The sequence below is a fragment of the Amorphus sp. MBR-141 genome (genome assembly GCF_053628695.1).
Map to the genome: position 1 here is coordinate 116,206 of NZ_JBRJGW010000018.1, position 15,013 is coordinate 131,218.

Genomic DNA, 15,013 nt, shown 5'->3' on the forward strand with positions numbered 1-15,013 from the left:
CGGATCACACCTTGATCAGGGCCGCGGGGGAATTCAGCCCGACCACGAACACGAGCCAGACGAGCAGGCAGGAGAAGAGGACGATGCCGATCGTCCGGCGCAGCCCGCCGCCGCGGTCGGCCAGGCAGGCCAAAAGCACCGAGACGCCGAGCGCCGGAAAGAGGCCGAACCGGCCGATGATCAGCGCGAAGCTCGCGACGCTGAGCGCGATCAGCACCAGCTCGCGCCAGGGGATCTGAACCGACACCGCTGACGTGCGCAGCCCGCCGATCCCGATGACGGCGCCGAGCAGGACCAGCGCCCCGCCGATGAGCAGCGGGAAGTAGCCGGAGCCCATCCGCGCCGCGCTGCCGATGCCGTAGTCCAACGCGCGATAGGTGGCGGCGGCTCCGATCAAAATCAGCAGGAGGCCGCTGACGGCGTCCCGATTGAGCTTCGGCTGCATGGGGTGCTTCTGTGTCGTTGCGGGATTACGGAGCGGACGAGGCCGGCATCGCGGCCTTGGCCTGGACGCGGGCATTGCGAATGTGCGCGATCGCAGCCTTCTGAGCGCCCGAGACGTCCTCGTCGCGGATGCGCGACAGGATCTCGCGCATCTCCTTCAGGCTCTCTTTCGGACGGCCGGGCCGGGACATCGAGCGCGAACGCAGCAGGTTCACCCGCGCCAGGAGGCCGCGCAGGATGTCGGCGAGAATTTCGTTCCCGCAGCCCTCGAACATCACCTCGTAGAAGGCGGTGGTGGCGAGGATCAGCTGGACCGGGTGCAGCCCCTCGGACGAGGCCCGCTCGAATTCCCTGAGCGCGTCGTCCATCCGCTCCAGCCGCTCGCCGGTCGCGGTGAGGGCAAACAGGCGGACCACTTCCGGCTCGATCAACTCCCGCACGTCGTAGATGCGTTCAGCCTCTTTCCAGCCGAGCTTGACCACGATCGGACCGCGGTTCGGGCGGATCTCGACCAGCCGCTCCGCCTCGAGCTGGCGCAGCGCTTCGCGGACCGGCGTGCGCGAGGCGTCGAGATGGGAGCAGAGATCGGCCTCGGACAGGCGCTGACCGGGCACGAACACGCCCGTGATGATGTCGGCCCGCAGCGCATGCGTGACGCGATCCCGCACGCTCGCGCCCCGTGCGCGGGCAGTCTCGCTGGTCTTGGTATCCATGCTGTTCCTGCTCTGCTCCCTCACCCGACGATGCGGTCGAGAAATGCACCGACCGCCCGGTTGAAGCTAACCGGATTGTCGTCGTGGACGTAGTGCCCGGCCCCCTCGATCTCCTGCGCGGTGACGTGCGGATTGACCTCGCACATCCGCCCCACCCGTGCTGCATCGAGATAGTCGGAGGTTGCGCCGCGCAGCACCAGGATCGGACAGGACAGCCCGGCGAGCGCTGGCCAGAGGTCCGGATTCGGCCGCCCCTTCGCCTGTTCGATCCGGCATTCCCCGATCCCGACCTGGTCGTGGCGCCAGACGATCCTGCCACCCTCGGCCTTCATCGAATGGGCGACCCGGGATTCGATTGCGGCGTCGGTGACGTTGGGCCGGATCGACCGCCAGAAGGCCCGGGCTTCGGCCAGATCGCCGAAGGCAAGCGGTGTGGTCTGAAGCTCCTTCAGGATCCGCTCGATGCCGGCACTGCCGTCGGCCTCCGGCCCACTGTCTTCGAGAATGAGCGACGCGAAGCGGTCGGCATGGGTCAGTGCATAGGCCAGTGCATTGATGCCGCCCATCGAGTGACCAAGAACATGGACCTTCTCGACGCCGAGGTGATCGACGAGCGCCGCCAGGTCGGCGGCGTACCGATCGGCGAAGTAGTTCCGCGCCGGATCCCAGTCCGTCTCTCCCCGACCGCGCTGATCGGGCGCCACGACGTAGAAGCGGTCCGCGAGGGTCTCCGCGAGCCCGGCGAAGGTTCGGCCGTAGCTACGCAGCCCGTGCAGACAGATCAGCATCGGACGCCCGGGATCGCCCCAGGTCAGATAGTGGAACCGCAATCCGTTCAGCTGAGCGAAATTGGAGCGTTCCCGATCCGTCATATCCGCCTCCGCGCTCTATTCGGCCGCGAGCGGCGCGACCTTAGGCCCGCCGAGGCGCGCGTGGATACGCCCACGCGTCGCGACGGCGAACGCCACCACGACCTCGTCGGCGTTCGGCGCATCGTCGAAATAGGTGCTCACCGTATCGTAGTAGTCGCGTGCATAAAGTTCGCCGATATGGGCGAGCGGGACGTCGATCAGGGCGCCTGGGCCGCTGCGCTTGCCGGTCGAGGGAATCCACTCCGTTGCGCCCGGAAGAACCGCCCGGATCGGGGTGGCGAACCGGGCGGTGATGAAGGCATTGCCGTGCTCGTATTCGCCGGCACTGCCGACGACGCAAGCCTTGCCATAGCTTTCGGCCCGCGCACCGGCGAGGCCGGCGAGGACGCGCCGGGCAAACTCCTCTCCCAGCCGGTCGCTGCCATCGACGATCTCACTCAGATCGTCGCTGAACCGGCCCGCATAGGGATTCCTGATCGCCGCAGCGATCAGGATTTTGCGCAAGGGAGCGCCTTCGTCCGACTGATAGATCTCGTTGGTCAGGACTTCCTGTTCCTGACTGTACCACCGACGGATCTGGTAGTCGGTAATGTTACCTAGACGCATCGTGCCGTAGACCTTTCAGCTTACTTGGAAATGTCGATATCGGTGGTGGCCAGGATATGCTTCACCAGCGCAACGGAGGCGTCGCGCTTCGTCTCCAGCTCTTCCGGCGTGGAGCCCTGCGCCGCAACGCCGAGCTTGGCGAATTCTTCCTGGGCCTTGGGCTCGTCGAGGACAGACCGGACCGCCTTGGAAATCTGGGCGCGGATATCCGCCGGAACGCCCGCGGGGGCGAAGATCGCGAACCAGCCGGCGTCGTCGAGCCCCTCGTAGCCAAGCTCTTCGAACGTCGGAATGTCGGGGAACTGCGCCAGGCGCGCGGGCGCGGCCACCGCCAGGCCGCGCATGGCCTCGTCCTCGAGCGCGGCGGTGAGGGCTGTCACCGTCAGGAAGGCGCTGTCGATATGGCCGCCGGTCACATCGGCGACGGCGGGGGCCGAGCCCTTGTAGGGGACATGGATCAGGTCCGCGCCCGATTCGGAGGCGAACAGCGTGCCCAGAAGGTGCGGCGTCGAGCCGACGCCGAAGGTGCCGTAGGTCAGCGGCCGCTCTTTCGAGGCCTCCACATAGCTCTTGAGGTCGGCAATCGGCGACGAGGACGGGACCGCGAGAATGAGTGCGCTGTTGGCGACCAGGCTGACGGGATCGAAGCCGGTGAGCATCCCGCCCATCTTGTCCTCGTGCAGGACAGGCGAGATCGCGTTGGTCGACGAGGTTCCGAACAGCAGCGTGTATCCGTCGGCGGGCTGCGTCTTCACGTAGGCGCCGGCAACGGCACCGCTCGCCCCGGGACGGTTGTCGACGACAACCGGCGCGCCGAGCGCGGCTTCCAGTTTGGTGGAGACCAGCCGAGCCAGCAGGTCCGTGCCTCCCCCTGGAGAGAACGGAACGACCAGCGTGACCGGGTGGTCGGGATATCCTTGGGCCAGGACTGGCGCGGCCAGCCCCAACGTTGCCGCGACATAGCTCGCAGCGACCAGAAAATGACGACGGTTCATGATCCCCTCCATATAATACAAGATTGTATTATGATTGCATCATACGTTTTGGGATTCAACAGTCGATTTGGCTGCCTGGGAGCGCAGGTCGGTGGAAGGCGGCCTCACCTCCGTGAGGGATATCGGCATCGGTGGCGGCGGCGAAGGTCTCGGCCTTTCAGAGGCCGCCGAAGCAGGTCTTCCACGGCAGTGCCATCAGCACGTCCGCCGAGACCTGCTATCCACGCTCAGCCACGAGCTGGTTCACTGGAGTGGAGTCCCACAGTGCCTGGACCGGGTCCTCAAGACCCGCTTCGGCAGCGAGGCCTTTGCCGCCGAGGAACTCGTCGCCGAGCTCGGGGCCGCCTTCCTCTGCGCAGACCTCGGCATCGGCCTGGAGTTCCGTCCCGACCACGCGCCTTACGCCGCGACCTGGCTCAAGATCCTGAAGAACGACACCCCCGCCATCTTCACCGCAGCCTCCAATGCCCAACAGGCCGTGCAATTCCTGCACGGCCTCGGCGAGGACGGCGCCGCTTCAGGCGAGGCGTATGCGGCCATCGAACAGGTCGCCGGGGAACCGAGCCGCCGGGCGGGCGGCGCCGGCTGCATCATCCGGCTGACGGCAGCCAACGCCCGCCGCGTGACCGGCGTGACGAGCTGAATTGCGTCATGCCCGATCAGTTCCGCCGGGGGAGCAGGTACGTGTCAGGCCGACGCCCTGCTAGCGAGACTGGAAGCGCACGCCGGGCTCGAGGAAGTTCTCCGGCGGCGGCGTGCCCCAGGTGTTGATCCAGCGTCCGCCCATGCCCTGGCTCATATCCCAGATCCGCGGCTCGTACGCCAGGTCGTGGTCGATGCGGTCCATCTCGACCGAGTTCTCCACGATGCAGCCGACCGGGTCGATGTAGTAGGTGAAGATGTTGCCGCCGGCCCCGTGACGCCCGGGCCCCCAGAACAGGGTCCGCTCCCTGGCGACGAGCGTGTCGGCGAGGCGCGCCAGCTCTTCCTGGCTCTTCAGATCGAAGGCGTAGTGGTGGAGCCGGCCTTCGCCGGGACCCAGCGCCAGCGAATGGTGATAGCCGTCCTCGGCGCGGAACCAGCGCAGCGCGCCGCCATCGGTCTGGTCGGAGAGCTTCATGCCGAGGATGTCGGTGATGCAATCGGCGGTCTCGGCCGTGTCGGGCACGAAGAGGTTCACGTGCTCCAGCCGGCGGGGCCGCGCGCCGGGCATCGCATGATAGGCCGACGCGCTGCGGGCCACGGGTGCGTGCACTTCCATCCGGGCGCCGCCGGGCATGACGAACGTCACCGCCCGCTCGATGCCGGGAAGGGTCGGCGTGTCGGACACGATCTCCAGGCCGTCGGAGAGGGCGCGGCGCTTCACCTCGTCGATCGCCTCCAGCGAGACGGCTTCCATGCCCATGGAGATCATGCAGGGCGCGTCGGTGCGCGAGTACACCATCTCGAACTGGCGGGTGTTCGACGACATGTAGACGGTGCCGTCGTCGGTTCCGGTGACGCGCAGCCCAACGATGTCGGTGAGATCGGCGGCGTTTTCGGCCGGGTCCGGAACGCCCAGGTGGACGTATCCGATTTGCTTGACGAGATAGGTCACGGCGGTTTCCTCCGTACGCGTTATTGCAGCATCGACGGCAACCAGAGCACCAGCCCCGGCCAGGCGATCATGAGAGCGATGAGAACCATCGGCGCGGCCAGGAACGGCAGCGAGCCGCGGTAGATGTCGGTGATCGAAAGCCCGGGCGAGACGGCCTTGATGACGAACAGGTTCATGCCCACCGGCGGGGTGATGAGGCCGATCTCGATCAGGATGACGAGCAGGATGCCGAACCAGATCGGGTCGTAACCGAACGACAGCACCAGAGGCAGCGTGATCGGCACGGTGATGAGGATCATCGCGATGCCTTCGAGAAAGCACCCCATCAGGATGTAGATCGCGCACAGCACGATGATCACCGCGGTGGCGCCGAGGCCCGCCTCGGACATGCCGTCGGCGATCGTGGTGGAAAGGCCGGTCTGGACGATGAAGTAGGAGAACATCGTCGACGCCATCACGATGAAGATGACGCTGGCGACGAGCCGCACGGTCTCCAGGAAGGATGTCGTCGCGCCGCCGATCGACAGGCGACCGGTCGATAAGCCCAGCACCAGCGCCCCGAGCGCTCCGACGGCGGCAGCCTCGGTGGGCGTGAAAAAGCCCGTGTAGATGCCGCCGAGCGTGATGGCGAAGAGGAGCACGACGTGCCAGATGCGCCCGAGCGTCCGGACCGCCGGTTCGCGCTCGCCGGCCGGTCCGCCGCCCATTTCGACGCCGGATGCCATGCGCCGGCTGAGGAAGAGGGCCACGCAGCAGTAGAGCCCGGTGAGGATCAGGCCGGGAACCAGCGCGGCGGCGAACAGCTCGGCGACCGACTGCTGGGCGATGATGGCGTAGATCATCAGGATGAGCGACGGCGGAATCAGGATGCCGAGGGTGCCGCCGGCGGCGACCGAGCCGGCCGCGAGAGAGGGCCTGTAGCCGGCCGCCAACATCTGCGGGATCGACACCTTGCTCATGGTGAGCGCGGTCGCGACCGACGATCCGCAGACCGCGCCGAACAGCGCCGAAGCAAAGATGGAGGCGATCGACAGCGAGCCGCGCGCGCCCCGCAGGGCCACGTGGCTGGCCCGGAAGAGATCCGCCGACAGCCCGGAGACGGCAGCGACGGCGCCCATCAGCGTGAAGAGCGGCACGACGGAGAAGGTGTAGGCCGAGGCCATCTCGATGGGCAGCGCCCCGAGCATGAGATTGGCGCGCATGAAGCCGTCGGTGGCGGCGTAGCCGAAGAAGCCGACGAGGCCCAGGGCGACAGCGACGGGCACGCGCGCCAGGATCAGCAGCACAAGGACGGCAATGCCGGCGCACGCGAGGACGAGCGGCGTCATGTCCGCGCCTCCGGATGCCCGCCGCCGGCGAGCCGGGCGATCGCGCCCGCGCAGGCGAGCACCGACGCCGCGAACGAGAACAGGATCAGCGCGTAGAGCGGCCACACGGGCATGCCGAGATCCGGCTTCATGTCGCCGAACGTGCGGGCATCCATCATCGGAGCCGTCACGTTGCGGCAGAGGAGCGCGAGAAACACGATCGTCAGCAGGAGGGCGATCACCTTCACCCCCCGCAGGATGCCGGCCGGCAGGACGGTGTCGAAGAGATCCACCTGGATCTGCTCGCTGCGGAGGAATGCCTCGGGCAGGCCGAGCATGGCGGTTGCCAGCACCATGATCTCGACGATCTCGACCACGCCGTGCAGCGGCCGGTTGGCAGCCCAACGGGCCACAATGTCGTAGTCGGTGGCCAGCATCATGACGAGCAGCGAGACCGCGCCCAGGCCGGTGCACAGCCGGGCGAGTCCGGCCAGGGCGCGATCAAGCATCGCTCAGAGCTCCGCCTTGAGTTGGTTCACCCGGGCGACGATCGCATCGACGTCGATGCCCTTGGCCTCCAGATCGGCGATCTGCCGGTCGGCCACCGGCTTCAGCTTCTCGGCGAACGGGGTCTTCCTGTCGCCGGTGAGCTCGATGATCTCGACGCCCTTTTCGACCATGAACTGCCGGCCGGCGGCCTCGGCCTTGTCATAGAGCGCGCCGACGCGGCGCCCGGCTTCCGGACCGGTGCTGTCGTGAATGACCTTGCGCATCTCGGCCGGCAGCCCGTCGAGGGCGTTCTGGTTCATCACCAGCGAGAAGAACCCGACCGAACTGGCGAGCTGGCTCACCTTGGTGACCGACTGCTGCAGCTGGAATGCCTTGCCGCCCTCGAAGTTGAAGACGGCGCCGTCGACGACGCCCTTGGCGATGGCGTCGGCCAGTTCGGCCGGCGCGATGGTGGCGGGAGATGCGCCGAGGGCCTCCAGCTGACTGGACACGATGGCGCTCGTCGGCCGGATCCGCAGGCCCTTCATGTCGGCCGGCGTCTCGATCAGCCGGTCCTTCATGAAGAAGCCGAGGGACGTCGACACCACGTCATAGAGGATCTCGGTGCCCGCATATTCAGGCTGGAGCATGTCCTTCATCGACGTGGCGATCCAGGAGGCATCGGCGGTGCTGACCGGAACGCCCGCGTCATCGGCGAACAGGAACGGCAGCGACAGCGCGTCCGTGCGCGGGAACCGGCCCGGCGACAGCGCGATGTAGACGAAGGCGAGATCGGCGACGCCGGTGCGGGCCAGATCGTACTGGCGCGGCGGCGGGCCCATCTGGCCGGCCGGAAACACCTGGATGTCCAGGCTGCCGCCTGTCGTCTCGCGCAGTTCGTCGGCCCAGCGGTTGAGCTCGGCGTTGATCTGGTGCTGCGGCGGCAGATAGTGCGACAGCTTCAGCTGATGGGTCGTCTGCGCCCGGGCGATCGCCGGCAGCGCCAGGCATGCGGATGCGGTGGCCAGAAAGGTCCGTCGGGACAGTGACATGGTGTTTCCTCCCCAGGTGATTTTCACGCCGAAAGGCGTGTCTTGTTGATTGCGACCGCGCCTCGGACGCGGTCGATCAGCTCTCGCGGATCCGGGATCTGGTCGCCGCGCCAGGCCACGTGCTGGTCCGGTCGGACGAGCGCGTAGGCGGCGCCGTAGAGGTCGCCAAGGCCTTCGTCGGAGAGGTCGGCGACGGTGAGCGGCAGCCCGGCCGCGGCGGCCTCGGCCGCAAGGGAGCGCTCGAGGGCCGCGTCGTGTCCGGCGAGCCGCAGCAGCGTGAAGCCGGCCCCGAACGCGTCGTAGATCGATCGGCCGTCGGCGAGCCAGGCGTGCAGCGCGAGCGCGCCCGGCCGGGCGGTCGGGAGATAGTCGGTGACGGAAAAGGGCGGCGCGGCGCCGGCCTCTTCGGCCACGACCGGCGAGCCCTCGTAGCGGTAGCCGAGCACGACGCCCAGCGACACGAACTCCGGTCGCTTGATCCTTTCCACGGCGGCCGCGGCGGAGCGGCGCGCTGCCTCGCCTTCGGGGCCCGCGTCGGCCAGGTTCGGCCCGCTGAAGTGATCGCTGAGCGCCGCGACATTCTCCGTGGAGGTTTCGAGAACCTTCTCGTGGACCGGCTTGCGCTCATGCTCGTAGCTGTCGAGAAGCGCGTCGGATCCCCAGCCTTCCAGTCTCGCGGCGAGCTTCCAGCCGAGGTCCACCGCGTCGCCGATGCCGAGATTCATCCCATGCCCTCCGAACGGCGAGTGGAGGTGGCAGGCGTCGCCGGCGAGGAAGACGCGGCCGTCGCGGTAGCGGTCGGCGATGAGCCGGTGAACGGTCCACTCGTCGCGCGCCAGGATCTCCAGCGGGAAGTCCTTCTGGATGGCCGCGCGCACGTGGCCCAGCAGCGTCGCGTCGTCGGTCGGCGCGCCGATCGGGATCGCCATCGCCCAGAACCAGGTGTCGTTGCGGTCCATCGGCCCGATGATGCACGGCGCGTCGGGGTTCACGACCCAATGAAACAGCGCGCCCTTCAGGCCGGGGTCGGCCTCCAGCCCCGGAATGCGCAGGATCAGCGTGATGAAGGAGACGAGGTTGCGCTGGCCCTGCATGGCGATGCCGAGGGCCTCGCGCACCGTGCTGCGTCCGCCGTCGGCGCCGACCAGATAGCGCGCCCGGATGGCCTGGCGGGTTCCGTCCGCGCCGGCGACCGAGGCCGTGACGCCGTGGGCGTCCTGCTCGAAGGAGGCGAGCCGGGCGCCGAACTCCACCTGCGCCAGCGATTGCGACTGCACGTGGTCGAGCAGGATGCCCTCGACCACGTACTGGGGGATGAACTCGGCGTTTTCCGGAAACCGGTCGTCGCGCTTCGGGGTGGCGCAGAAGGCGTTCTCGAAGGCGTGGATCTCGTGGCCGAACAGGCCGGTGGAGAAGGCGACGCGGCGGGGAAAATCGGCCGACAGCGGCGAGCGGCTGCGCACCTCCGGCGCGAGGCCCCAGCGCCGCATCTGCGTCATCGTGCGGACGTTGGTCGTCTTCGCCCTCGGCTGCACGCCGACGCGGGCGTTCTTCTCGACGACGCGCACGGTGTGGCCGCGGCCCGTCAGCTCGGTCGCGAGGGCGAGGCCGGCAGGCCCGGCACCGACGATCAGAACGTCGCAATCGTGGCGTTGCGCTTCGTGTGTCATCGCTCCCTCCCCAGACAGCGGTCCGACCGGTTCTAGTTCTCCGCGACGATGGGATTGCGCAGGACGCCGATGCCCTCGATCTCGATCTCGCAGACGTCGCCCGGCTGCATCAGCACCTTCGGATTGCGGGCAAAGCCGACGCCCGCCGGCGTTCCGGTGACGATGAGGTCACCCGGCTCGAGCGTCATGCCGATGCTGAGCAGCGACACCAGCCGGGCCACGTCGAAGATCAGGTCCGACGTCGATGCGCTCTGCATCACCTTGCCGTTGAGCCGGGTCTCGAGCTTCAGGCCCGTCGCGCCGGCGGGCAGGGCGTCGGCGGTGACGAAGGCCGGGCCGAAGCCGCCGGTGGCGTCGAAGTTCTTGCCGATGGTCCACTGGGTGGTGCGCAGCTGGTAGTCGCGGATGGAGCCGTCGTTGAAGATCGAATAGCCGGCGACGTGGCCGAGCGCCTGGTCTTCCGGAATGGCGCGACCGGCCTTGCCGATCACCGCGACCATCTCACCCTCGTAGTCGAACGCGTCGGAGGCCTTCGGCCGGACCATCGGCGCGCCGTGGGGCACGAGCCCGGTGTTGAAGCGCACGAACACGGTGGGGAAGTCGGGCGCGTCCATCCCGCTCTCGGCGGTGTGGTCGGCGTAGTTGAGGCCGACGCAGAGGATCTTGCCGGCGCGCGCGAACGGGACGGCGTGGCTCACCGCGTCCGGATCGACCGAGGCGCCGGCTTTCAATGCATCGGCGGCGGCGGCGAAGTCGCCGGTGCGGACGATGTCGTCCAGCGTCCCCGGAAACGCCGAATCGGTCGCGATCCGACCGCGGTAACCGTCCCCCGTCTCGATGGCCAGGCCCTGGATGCCCGCCTGCTCGAAGCTCACGAACCGCATGTCGGTGTTTCCCCCATCAAGGATCTTGTGTTTATGTGCACATATGCCCATAAAAAGAACAGGTCAACATAAAATACATTTTATTCCGACGCGGGCACCCGATAGAAACGGCACATGGACGACGAAGCGGAACAACCCAGGAGCCTGACGGCGCAGACCTATGAGCGGCTGCGCGCGGCAATCGTGTCGGCTCGCTTCCAGCCAGGTGAGAAGCTGCGGATCGATTTCCTCCGCAAGGAGTTCGCCGCCAGCTCCGGTGCCATTCGCGAGGCGCTGTCGCGCCTGACTTCGGAAGGGTTGGTCGTCGCGGAGCCGCAGCGCGGATTTCTGGTGGCGCCGGTGTCACGCCAGGATCTGACCGACCTCACCGACGTGCGCATCGACGTGGAATGTCGGTGCCTCGCTTCGGCAATCCGCGACGGCGATCTGGCCTGGGAGGGGCGCGTCCTGTCGGCAAGCCACCAGCTGTCGGCGCTGGGCCGCGCCTATCTCCAGACCGACACACCCGAGTCCCGCAGCTGGCATGCGCTCCATCAAGTCTTTCACGACGAGCTGACGTCGGCGTGCGAGAACTCGTGGTGGCTGCGCCTGCGCCGCCAGCTCTACATCCAGTCAGAACGATACCGGCGGCTGTCGGGGCCGTTCGCGGAAACCGATCGCGACATCCCGGCCGAGCACCGGGCGATTGCCGCGGCGGCGCTGGACCGTGATGCGGACGCCGCAACACAGGCCATGGCCGACCACCTACGCGCGACAACCGAGATCTTGCTCGGATCGAAGATCCTGTTCGCGGATGCGGAACGGACACGCAAAAGACAGGCCGGCGTGTTCGGTGGCTCCTGAGCAGACACCGGGCTGCTGCTCTCGGGATTGCCGGAACGCCTGTTGTCTGCCGCCGTCAGGTAGGCCGCATGTTCTTCCATATCCCGATGATGACCGTCATCGCATGCTCCGGTCCCCTGCGAGACCACGCCGGCATTGTCGAAGTCTCACCGGACGGTGAGGACGATTTTTCCCTGGATGTGTCCGTTTTCCGCGCGCTCATGCGCCTTTCGAGCGTCCGCAAGGGGATAGGTGCCATCCACCACAACGCGGATCGATCCATCGTCGAGCAAACGCCCGACTTCGGCTAGCTGAGTCCCACTTGACCGCACCTGAACGGTTGAAACCTTGAAGCCCTGCTTTTCGGCTTCCTCGGCGCCGTCGAAGCCGAGCGGATATACGGGAAACAACGCGCCGCCAGGTTTCAATGCGCGCAGGAAACGGCCGGTCGTTGGGCCTCCGACGGTGTCGATGACAAGGTCAATGTCCTTCCCGGCTTCCTCCGGAGAGGTCTTGGCGTAGTCGATGAACTCATCAGCGCCCAGGTCGCGCAGCAGTGACTCGTGCCTCCCGGAGGCCACCCCGATCACGCGAGCGCCCTTCACTTTGGCCACCTGAACGGCAAGATGGCCCACGCCGCCCGCAGCCCCATTGACGAGAACGGTCTTGCCCTCGAGCGGCACCGGCACGTGCTTGTGCGGCTGCAGCGGGTTCGGTTCTTCATGCCCCACCTCGACCATGAACTGCCATGCGGTGAGCAGCGACATCGGCGCTCCGGCGGCGTGCACGTGATCGATGTTCTTTGGTTTGAGGGCGAGATCCGCCGCTGGCACGCTGACGTATTCAGCATACCCCCTGCTCTCGCCGATGCTGAAGAAGCGAACCATGGAGTAAACCTCGTCACCGACCCTGAAATCCTTGACGTCGCCAGCCAACGCTTCGACGACTCCGGACACGTCCGTCCCCAGAATGAGAGGGAAATTGCCTTCCGGCCGCCATTCGGGCGGGAGCGACCTGTATCCGTCACGCAGGTACCAGTCGGGAGGATTGATGCCGATGGCGTGAACGCGAACGAGCACCTCGCCCGCTTTCAGCTCCGGCATCGGTGCATCCTCGTAAATGAGCACCTCGGGACCGCCGAACTCATGCTGGCGAACGGCCTTCATCACCATTTCTGGCATTGTTTATTCCCCTACCGGAGCTATGCTGCTGAAAGTCGAGCAGTGCTCCACATAAATGGAGCATCGCTCCGATTGTCAAGGGGAGAGCATGCGAGCCGACGCTAAAAAGAACTACGACCGGCTTCTTGCCGTTGCGCGCCGCGTTGTGGCGGAGGAAGGCGCCGACGCTTCGCTTCGCGATTTGGCGCGCCAGGCGGAGGTCGGGCTTGGCACTCTGTACCGCCATTTCCCGACGCGCGAGGCGCTTCTTGAAGCCTTGCTGCGCACCAATTTCGACGCGTTGGCGCAAAGAGCGAACGAGCTTGAACGACGGGATGACGCCGGTAGCGCCCTTGAGACATGGCTGAAAGAGGCCGTCGCGATGACGCACGACTATAGCGGCGCCATCGCCTTGATGGTGGCTGCGATTTCAGACGAAGAGTCCGCACTTCATGGCTCCTGCACCGGATTGCGGACCGCGGGGGAGCGGTTGCTTCGCCGCGCTCAAGCGGAAGGGGTCGCGCGAACCGACATGGACGGCAATGATCTGTTTGCGCTGATCAGCGCCCTGGCGTGGCTAGCCGACCAGCCTCCGCTTGTTCCGCGCGCGGACCACCTGTTCGATCTCGTGGTGAGCGCAATCCTCACCAGACAGCATGGGTAGCCGGCGAACCGATGCTCGAGATTGTCTCTGATGACGCGGATGTATCGGGGGATCGGCAGAAAATGGTGCACCCGACAGGATTCGAACCTGTGACCTCTGCCTTCGGAGCTGGTCTAAGGACCTATCCGAATTGCACGATAGGGCACGCCAGAGCACGCTAACTATCTGAAATTGATTGATTTTCAGAATCGGAGCTCCGAAGTCTCTATCCGTGAATACGCCTTGATTTCCGCCCGTGTGCTTGCGTGGTGCTTACTCGAAATCGGGGCTTCCGAGGGACGGGAGCATGACCAAACTGACCAAACGGTTTGTAGAGGCCGTCGAGCCGCAGAGCAAAGGTCACGTCGTCTGGGACGACGAATTGCCAGGCTTTGGTCTTCGCGTCTATCCCTCCGGCAAGCGCAGCTACATCGTCCAGTACCGATCCCGTGGCCGCTCGCGTCGCTACACGATCGGCCTTCATGGTGTCTGGACCCCGGAGACTGCGCGCCGCGAAGCGAAGGCCCTGCTCGGACAGGTCGCCCATGGCGGCGATCCCGCTGAAGAGCGAGAGGAAGACCGTAAGGCGCTGACCATCAAGCAACTGTGCGAGCAGTACATCGCCGACATGGAAGCCGGCCTCATCCTTGGCAAAGGCGGCAGACCGAAGAAGGACACCACCATCGCCACCGATGTCGGCCGTATCCGCAGGCACATCATTCCCCTTCTCGGGACGCGACGCGTGCGGGACATCACCAAGCCGGACATGAACAACCTGATGAAGGACATCATCGCCGGCAAGACACGCGTGACCATGAAGACCGAAAAGCTCCGCGGCAAGGCCATCGTCCGCGGCGGCCGCGGCACCGCGATCCGGACGATGGGCCTCCTGGGCGGCATCTTCTCATACGCAGTCGAGGCTGGGGTGATCGAGCACAATCCGACGCACGGTCTCCGCAAACCGAAATACCAGGTTCGCGACCGTCGCCTCAGCGAAGCTGAGTACCGTACTTTGGGAGACATCCTTCGTCAGGCTCAGCAAAGCGACCGCTACAGGATACACGCCGAGATCCTCAGGCTGATTACGCTGACCGGCTGCCGGCGCGGAGAAATCGTCAACCTCAAATGGAGTGAGGTCGATCTTGAAGGTAGCTGCCTGCGACTGGTCGATAGCAAGGAAGGCTCCTCGGTTCGCCCGGTCGGCCTTCCGGTCGTGGAATATCTGGAGAAGGAACGACCGCACAGAACCGGAACGTACGTCTTTCCCGGCCAGGGCATCGACAATGCGGTCGGCAACTTCCCGCAGAGTTGGAAGAAGCTGTTCAAGGACACGCCACTGTGGGACGTGACGCCTCACGTACTGCGGCACAGCTTCGCGAGCATTGCAAATGACCTGGGCTTCACCGAGATCACGATCGCCGCTCTGATCGGCCACGCGAAGGGATCGGTGACGAGCAAATATGTTCACACGCTCGACTCCACGCTTATTATGGCCGCGGACAACGTGTCTGGCTACGTGAAGGCCCTGCTCGAAGGCGCCGAGTTCAGGCGCAACACCTACATGCTGGATCGGCAATCCCGGAAAAGCGCCATCGATCAAATGCTCACGGAATCGAGGCCAACGCTTTAGATGGGCAGTACTCGAGCAGCCGCAACCGTCGGCCTAGCACTACTTTGGCAGAAGTGTGATTTTCGGGATTCCGTCGGCGTGTGATGCGTGATTCATAGGGAGCCAGCTTTGATGGAGGCTGGCGATGGA

At 66.1% G+C, this 15,013-nt stretch carries 16 protein-coding genes; 4 read left to right on the top strand and 12 right to left on the bottom strand.

Translation table 11 applies throughout. From position 1 onward, the window contains the following. Nucleotides 1–4 precede the first annotated feature (4 nt). Genes ACSSVZ_RS21240 through ACSSVZ_RS21260 form a run of 5 tightly spaced genes read right to left on the bottom strand, consistent with a single transcriptional unit; the run spans nucleotide 5 to nucleotide 3,630 of the window. Complete coding sequence (locus ACSSVZ_RS21240) at nucleotides 5–445, bottom strand: tripartite tricarboxylate transporter TctB family protein (protein ID WP_453972753.1); 441 nt, start codon at nucleotides 443–445, stop codon at nucleotides 5–7. Between the two features lie 25 nt (nucleotides 446–470). Then, complete coding sequence (locus tag ACSSVZ_RS21245; protein ID WP_453972754.1) at nucleotides 471–1,157, bottom strand: GntR family transcriptional regulator; 687 nt, start codon at nucleotides 1,155–1,157, stop codon at nucleotides 471–473. Nucleotides 1,158–1,177: 20 nt separating this feature from the next. Next, nucleotides 1,178–2,029 carry an alpha/beta fold hydrolase gene (locus ACSSVZ_RS21250; protein WP_453972755.1) on the bottom strand — a complete coding sequence of 284 codons (852 nt, stop codon included), beginning with the start codon at nucleotides 2,027–2,029 and terminating at the stop codon, nucleotides 1,178–1,180. 15 nt (nucleotides 2,030–2,044) lie between these two features. Beyond that, nucleotides 2,045–2,635: an amino acid synthesis family protein gene (locus ACSSVZ_RS21255; protein ID WP_453972756.1), complete on the bottom strand. Its 591-nt coding sequence runs from the start codon at nucleotides 2,633–2,635 to the stop codon at nucleotides 2,045–2,047. Nucleotides 2,636–2,655: 20 nt separating this feature from the next. After that, entirely contained in the window at nucleotides 2,656–3,630 is a 975-nt protein-coding gene (locus tag ACSSVZ_RS21260; RefSeq protein WP_453972757.1) for a Bug family tripartite tricarboxylate transporter substrate binding protein, read from the bottom strand. Nucleotides 3,631–3,721: 91 nt separating this feature from the next. On the opposite strand from ACSSVZ_RS21260, the gene ACSSVZ_RS21265 reads away from it, so the two are divergent. Further along, on the top strand, nucleotides 3,722–4,273 hold the full coding sequence (locus ACSSVZ_RS21265; protein ID WP_453972758.1) for a zincin-like metallopeptidase domain-containing protein: 552 nt from the start codon (nucleotides 3,722–3,724) through the stop codon (nucleotides 4,271–4,273). A 60-nt stretch (nucleotides 4,274–4,333) separates the two neighbouring features. On the opposite strand, the gene ACSSVZ_RS21270 is transcribed toward ACSSVZ_RS21265, so the two are convergent. Genes ACSSVZ_RS21270 through ACSSVZ_RS21295 form a run of 6 tightly spaced genes read right to left on the bottom strand, consistent with a single transcriptional unit; the run spans nucleotide 4,334 to nucleotide 10,629 of the window. Next, entirely contained in the window at nucleotides 4,334–5,227 is an 894-nt protein-coding gene (locus ACSSVZ_RS21270) for a VOC family protein (RefSeq protein WP_453972759.1), read from the bottom strand. A 20-nt stretch (nucleotides 5,228–5,247) separates the two neighbouring features. Further along, nucleotides 5,248–6,555, bottom strand: coding sequence for a TRAP transporter large permease (locus ACSSVZ_RS21275; RefSeq protein ID WP_453972760.1), 1,308 nt, complete (start codon nucleotides 6,553–6,555; stop codon nucleotides 5,248–5,250). Next, on the bottom strand, nucleotides 6,552–7,043 hold the full coding sequence (locus tag ACSSVZ_RS21280) for a TRAP transporter small permease (RefSeq protein WP_453972761.1): 492 nt from the start codon (nucleotides 7,041–7,043) through the stop codon (nucleotides 6,552–6,554). The genes ACSSVZ_RS21275 and ACSSVZ_RS21280 overlap by 4 nt, the downstream gene beginning before the upstream one ends. Nucleotides 7,044–7,046: 3 nt before the next feature. Further along, nucleotides 7,047–8,075, bottom strand: a complete 1,029-nt coding sequence (locus ACSSVZ_RS21285; protein WP_453972762.1) for a TRAP transporter substrate-binding protein — start codon at nucleotides 8,073–8,075, stop codon at nucleotides 7,047–7,049. A gap of 23 nt (nucleotides 8,076–8,098) precedes the next feature. Further along, the gene (locus tag ACSSVZ_RS21290) at nucleotides 8,099–9,745 is read right to left on the bottom strand and encodes an FAD-dependent monooxygenase (protein ID WP_453972763.1); all 1,647 of its coding nucleotides are present in this window, start codon (nucleotides 9,743–9,745) and stop codon (nucleotides 8,099–8,101) included. A 32-nt stretch (nucleotides 9,746–9,777) separates the two neighbouring features. After that, nucleotides 9,778–10,629 carry a fumarylacetoacetate hydrolase family protein gene (locus ACSSVZ_RS21295; RefSeq protein WP_453972764.1) on the bottom strand — a complete coding sequence of 284 codons (852 nt, stop codon included), beginning with the start codon at nucleotides 10,627–10,629 and terminating at the stop codon, nucleotides 9,778–9,780. Between the two features lie 114 nt (nucleotides 10,630–10,743). Between ACSSVZ_RS21295 and ACSSVZ_RS21300 the strand changes: the two genes are divergently transcribed. Continuing rightward, nucleotides 10,744–11,472 carry a GntR family transcriptional regulator gene (locus ACSSVZ_RS21300; RefSeq protein WP_453972765.1) on the top strand — a complete coding sequence of 243 codons (729 nt, stop codon included), beginning with the start codon at nucleotides 10,744–10,746 and terminating at the stop codon, nucleotides 11,470–11,472. Between the two features lie 146 nt (nucleotides 11,473–11,618). Here ACSSVZ_RS21300 and ACSSVZ_RS21305 read toward each other — a convergent pair whose 3' ends face one another. Further along, a complete protein-coding gene (locus ACSSVZ_RS21305) occupies nucleotides 11,619–12,632 on the bottom strand; it encodes an NADP-dependent oxidoreductase (protein ID WP_453972766.1) in 1,014 nt (337 codons plus the stop codon). Nucleotides 12,633–12,720: 88 nt separating this feature from the next. On the opposite strand from ACSSVZ_RS21305, the gene ACSSVZ_RS21310 reads away from it, so the two are divergent. Together ACSSVZ_RS21310 and ACSSVZ_RS21315 are read left to right on the top strand one after the other, a co-directional pair. Continuing rightward, on the top strand, nucleotides 12,721–13,275 hold the full coding sequence (locus ACSSVZ_RS21310) for a TetR/AcrR family transcriptional regulator (RefSeq protein ID WP_453972767.1): 555 nt from the start codon (nucleotides 12,721–12,723) through the stop codon (nucleotides 13,273–13,275). Between the two features lie 286 nt (nucleotides 13,276–13,561). After that, entirely contained in the window at nucleotides 13,562–14,884 is a 1,323-nt protein-coding gene (locus tag ACSSVZ_RS21315; protein ID WP_453972768.1) for a tyrosine-type recombinase/integrase, read from the top strand. The last annotated feature ends 129 nt before the right edge of the window (nucleotides 14,885–15,013 follow it).

Bases quoted from the DNA above. Each gene is read 5' to 3' on its own strand.
- ACSSVZ_RS21295 (WP_453972764.1), bottom strand. From the start codon at position 10,629: ATGCGGTTCGTGAGCTTCGAGCAGGCGGGCATCCAGGGCCTGGCCATC.
- ACSSVZ_RS21260 (WP_453972757.1), bottom strand. From the start codon at position 3,630: ATGAACCGTCGTCATTTTCTGGTCGCTGCGAGCTATGTCGCGGCAACG.
- ACSSVZ_RS21255 (WP_453972756.1), bottom strand. From the start codon at position 2,635: ATGCGTCTAGGTAACATTACCGACTACCAGATCCGTCGGTGGTACAGT.
- ACSSVZ_RS21280 (WP_453972761.1), bottom strand. From the start codon at position 7,043: ATGCTTGATCGCGCCCTGGCCGGACTCGCCCGGCTGTGCACCGGCCTG.
- ACSSVZ_RS21275 (WP_453972760.1), bottom strand. From the start codon at position 6,555: ATGACGCCGCTCGTCCTCGCGTGCGCCGGCATTGCCGTCCTTGTGCTG.
- ACSSVZ_RS21245 (WP_453972754.1), bottom strand. From the start codon at position 1,157: ATGGATACCAAGACCAGCGAGACTGCCCGCGCACGGGGCGCGAGCGTG.
- ACSSVZ_RS21290 (WP_453972763.1), bottom strand. From the start codon at position 9,745: ATGACACACGAAGCGCAACGCCACGATTGCGACGTTCTGATCGTCGGT.
- ACSSVZ_RS21315 (WP_453972768.1), top strand. From the start codon at position 13,562: ATGACCAAACTGACCAAACGGTTTGTAGAGGCCGTCGAGCCGCAGAGC.
- ACSSVZ_RS21305 (WP_453972766.1), bottom strand. From the start codon at position 12,632: ATGCCAGAAATGGTGATGAAGGCCGTTCGCCAGCATGAGTTCGGCGGT.
- ACSSVZ_RS21285 (WP_453972762.1), bottom strand. From the start codon at position 8,075: ATGTCACTGTCCCGACGGACCTTTCTGGCCACCGCATCCGCATGCCTG.
- ACSSVZ_RS21240 (WP_453972753.1), bottom strand. From the start codon at position 445: ATGCAGCCGAAGCTCAATCGGGACGCCGTCAGCGGCCTCCTGCTGATT.
- ACSSVZ_RS21250 (WP_453972755.1), bottom strand. From the start codon at position 2,029: ATGACGGATCGGGAACGCTCCAATTTCGCTCAGCTGAACGGATTGCGG.
- ACSSVZ_RS21300 (WP_453972765.1), top strand. From the start codon at position 10,744: ATGGACGACGAAGCGGAACAACCCAGGAGCCTGACGGCGCAGACCTAT.
- ACSSVZ_RS21310 (WP_453972767.1), top strand. From the start codon at position 12,721: ATGCGAGCCGACGCTAAAAAGAACTACGACCGGCTTCTTGCCGTTGCG.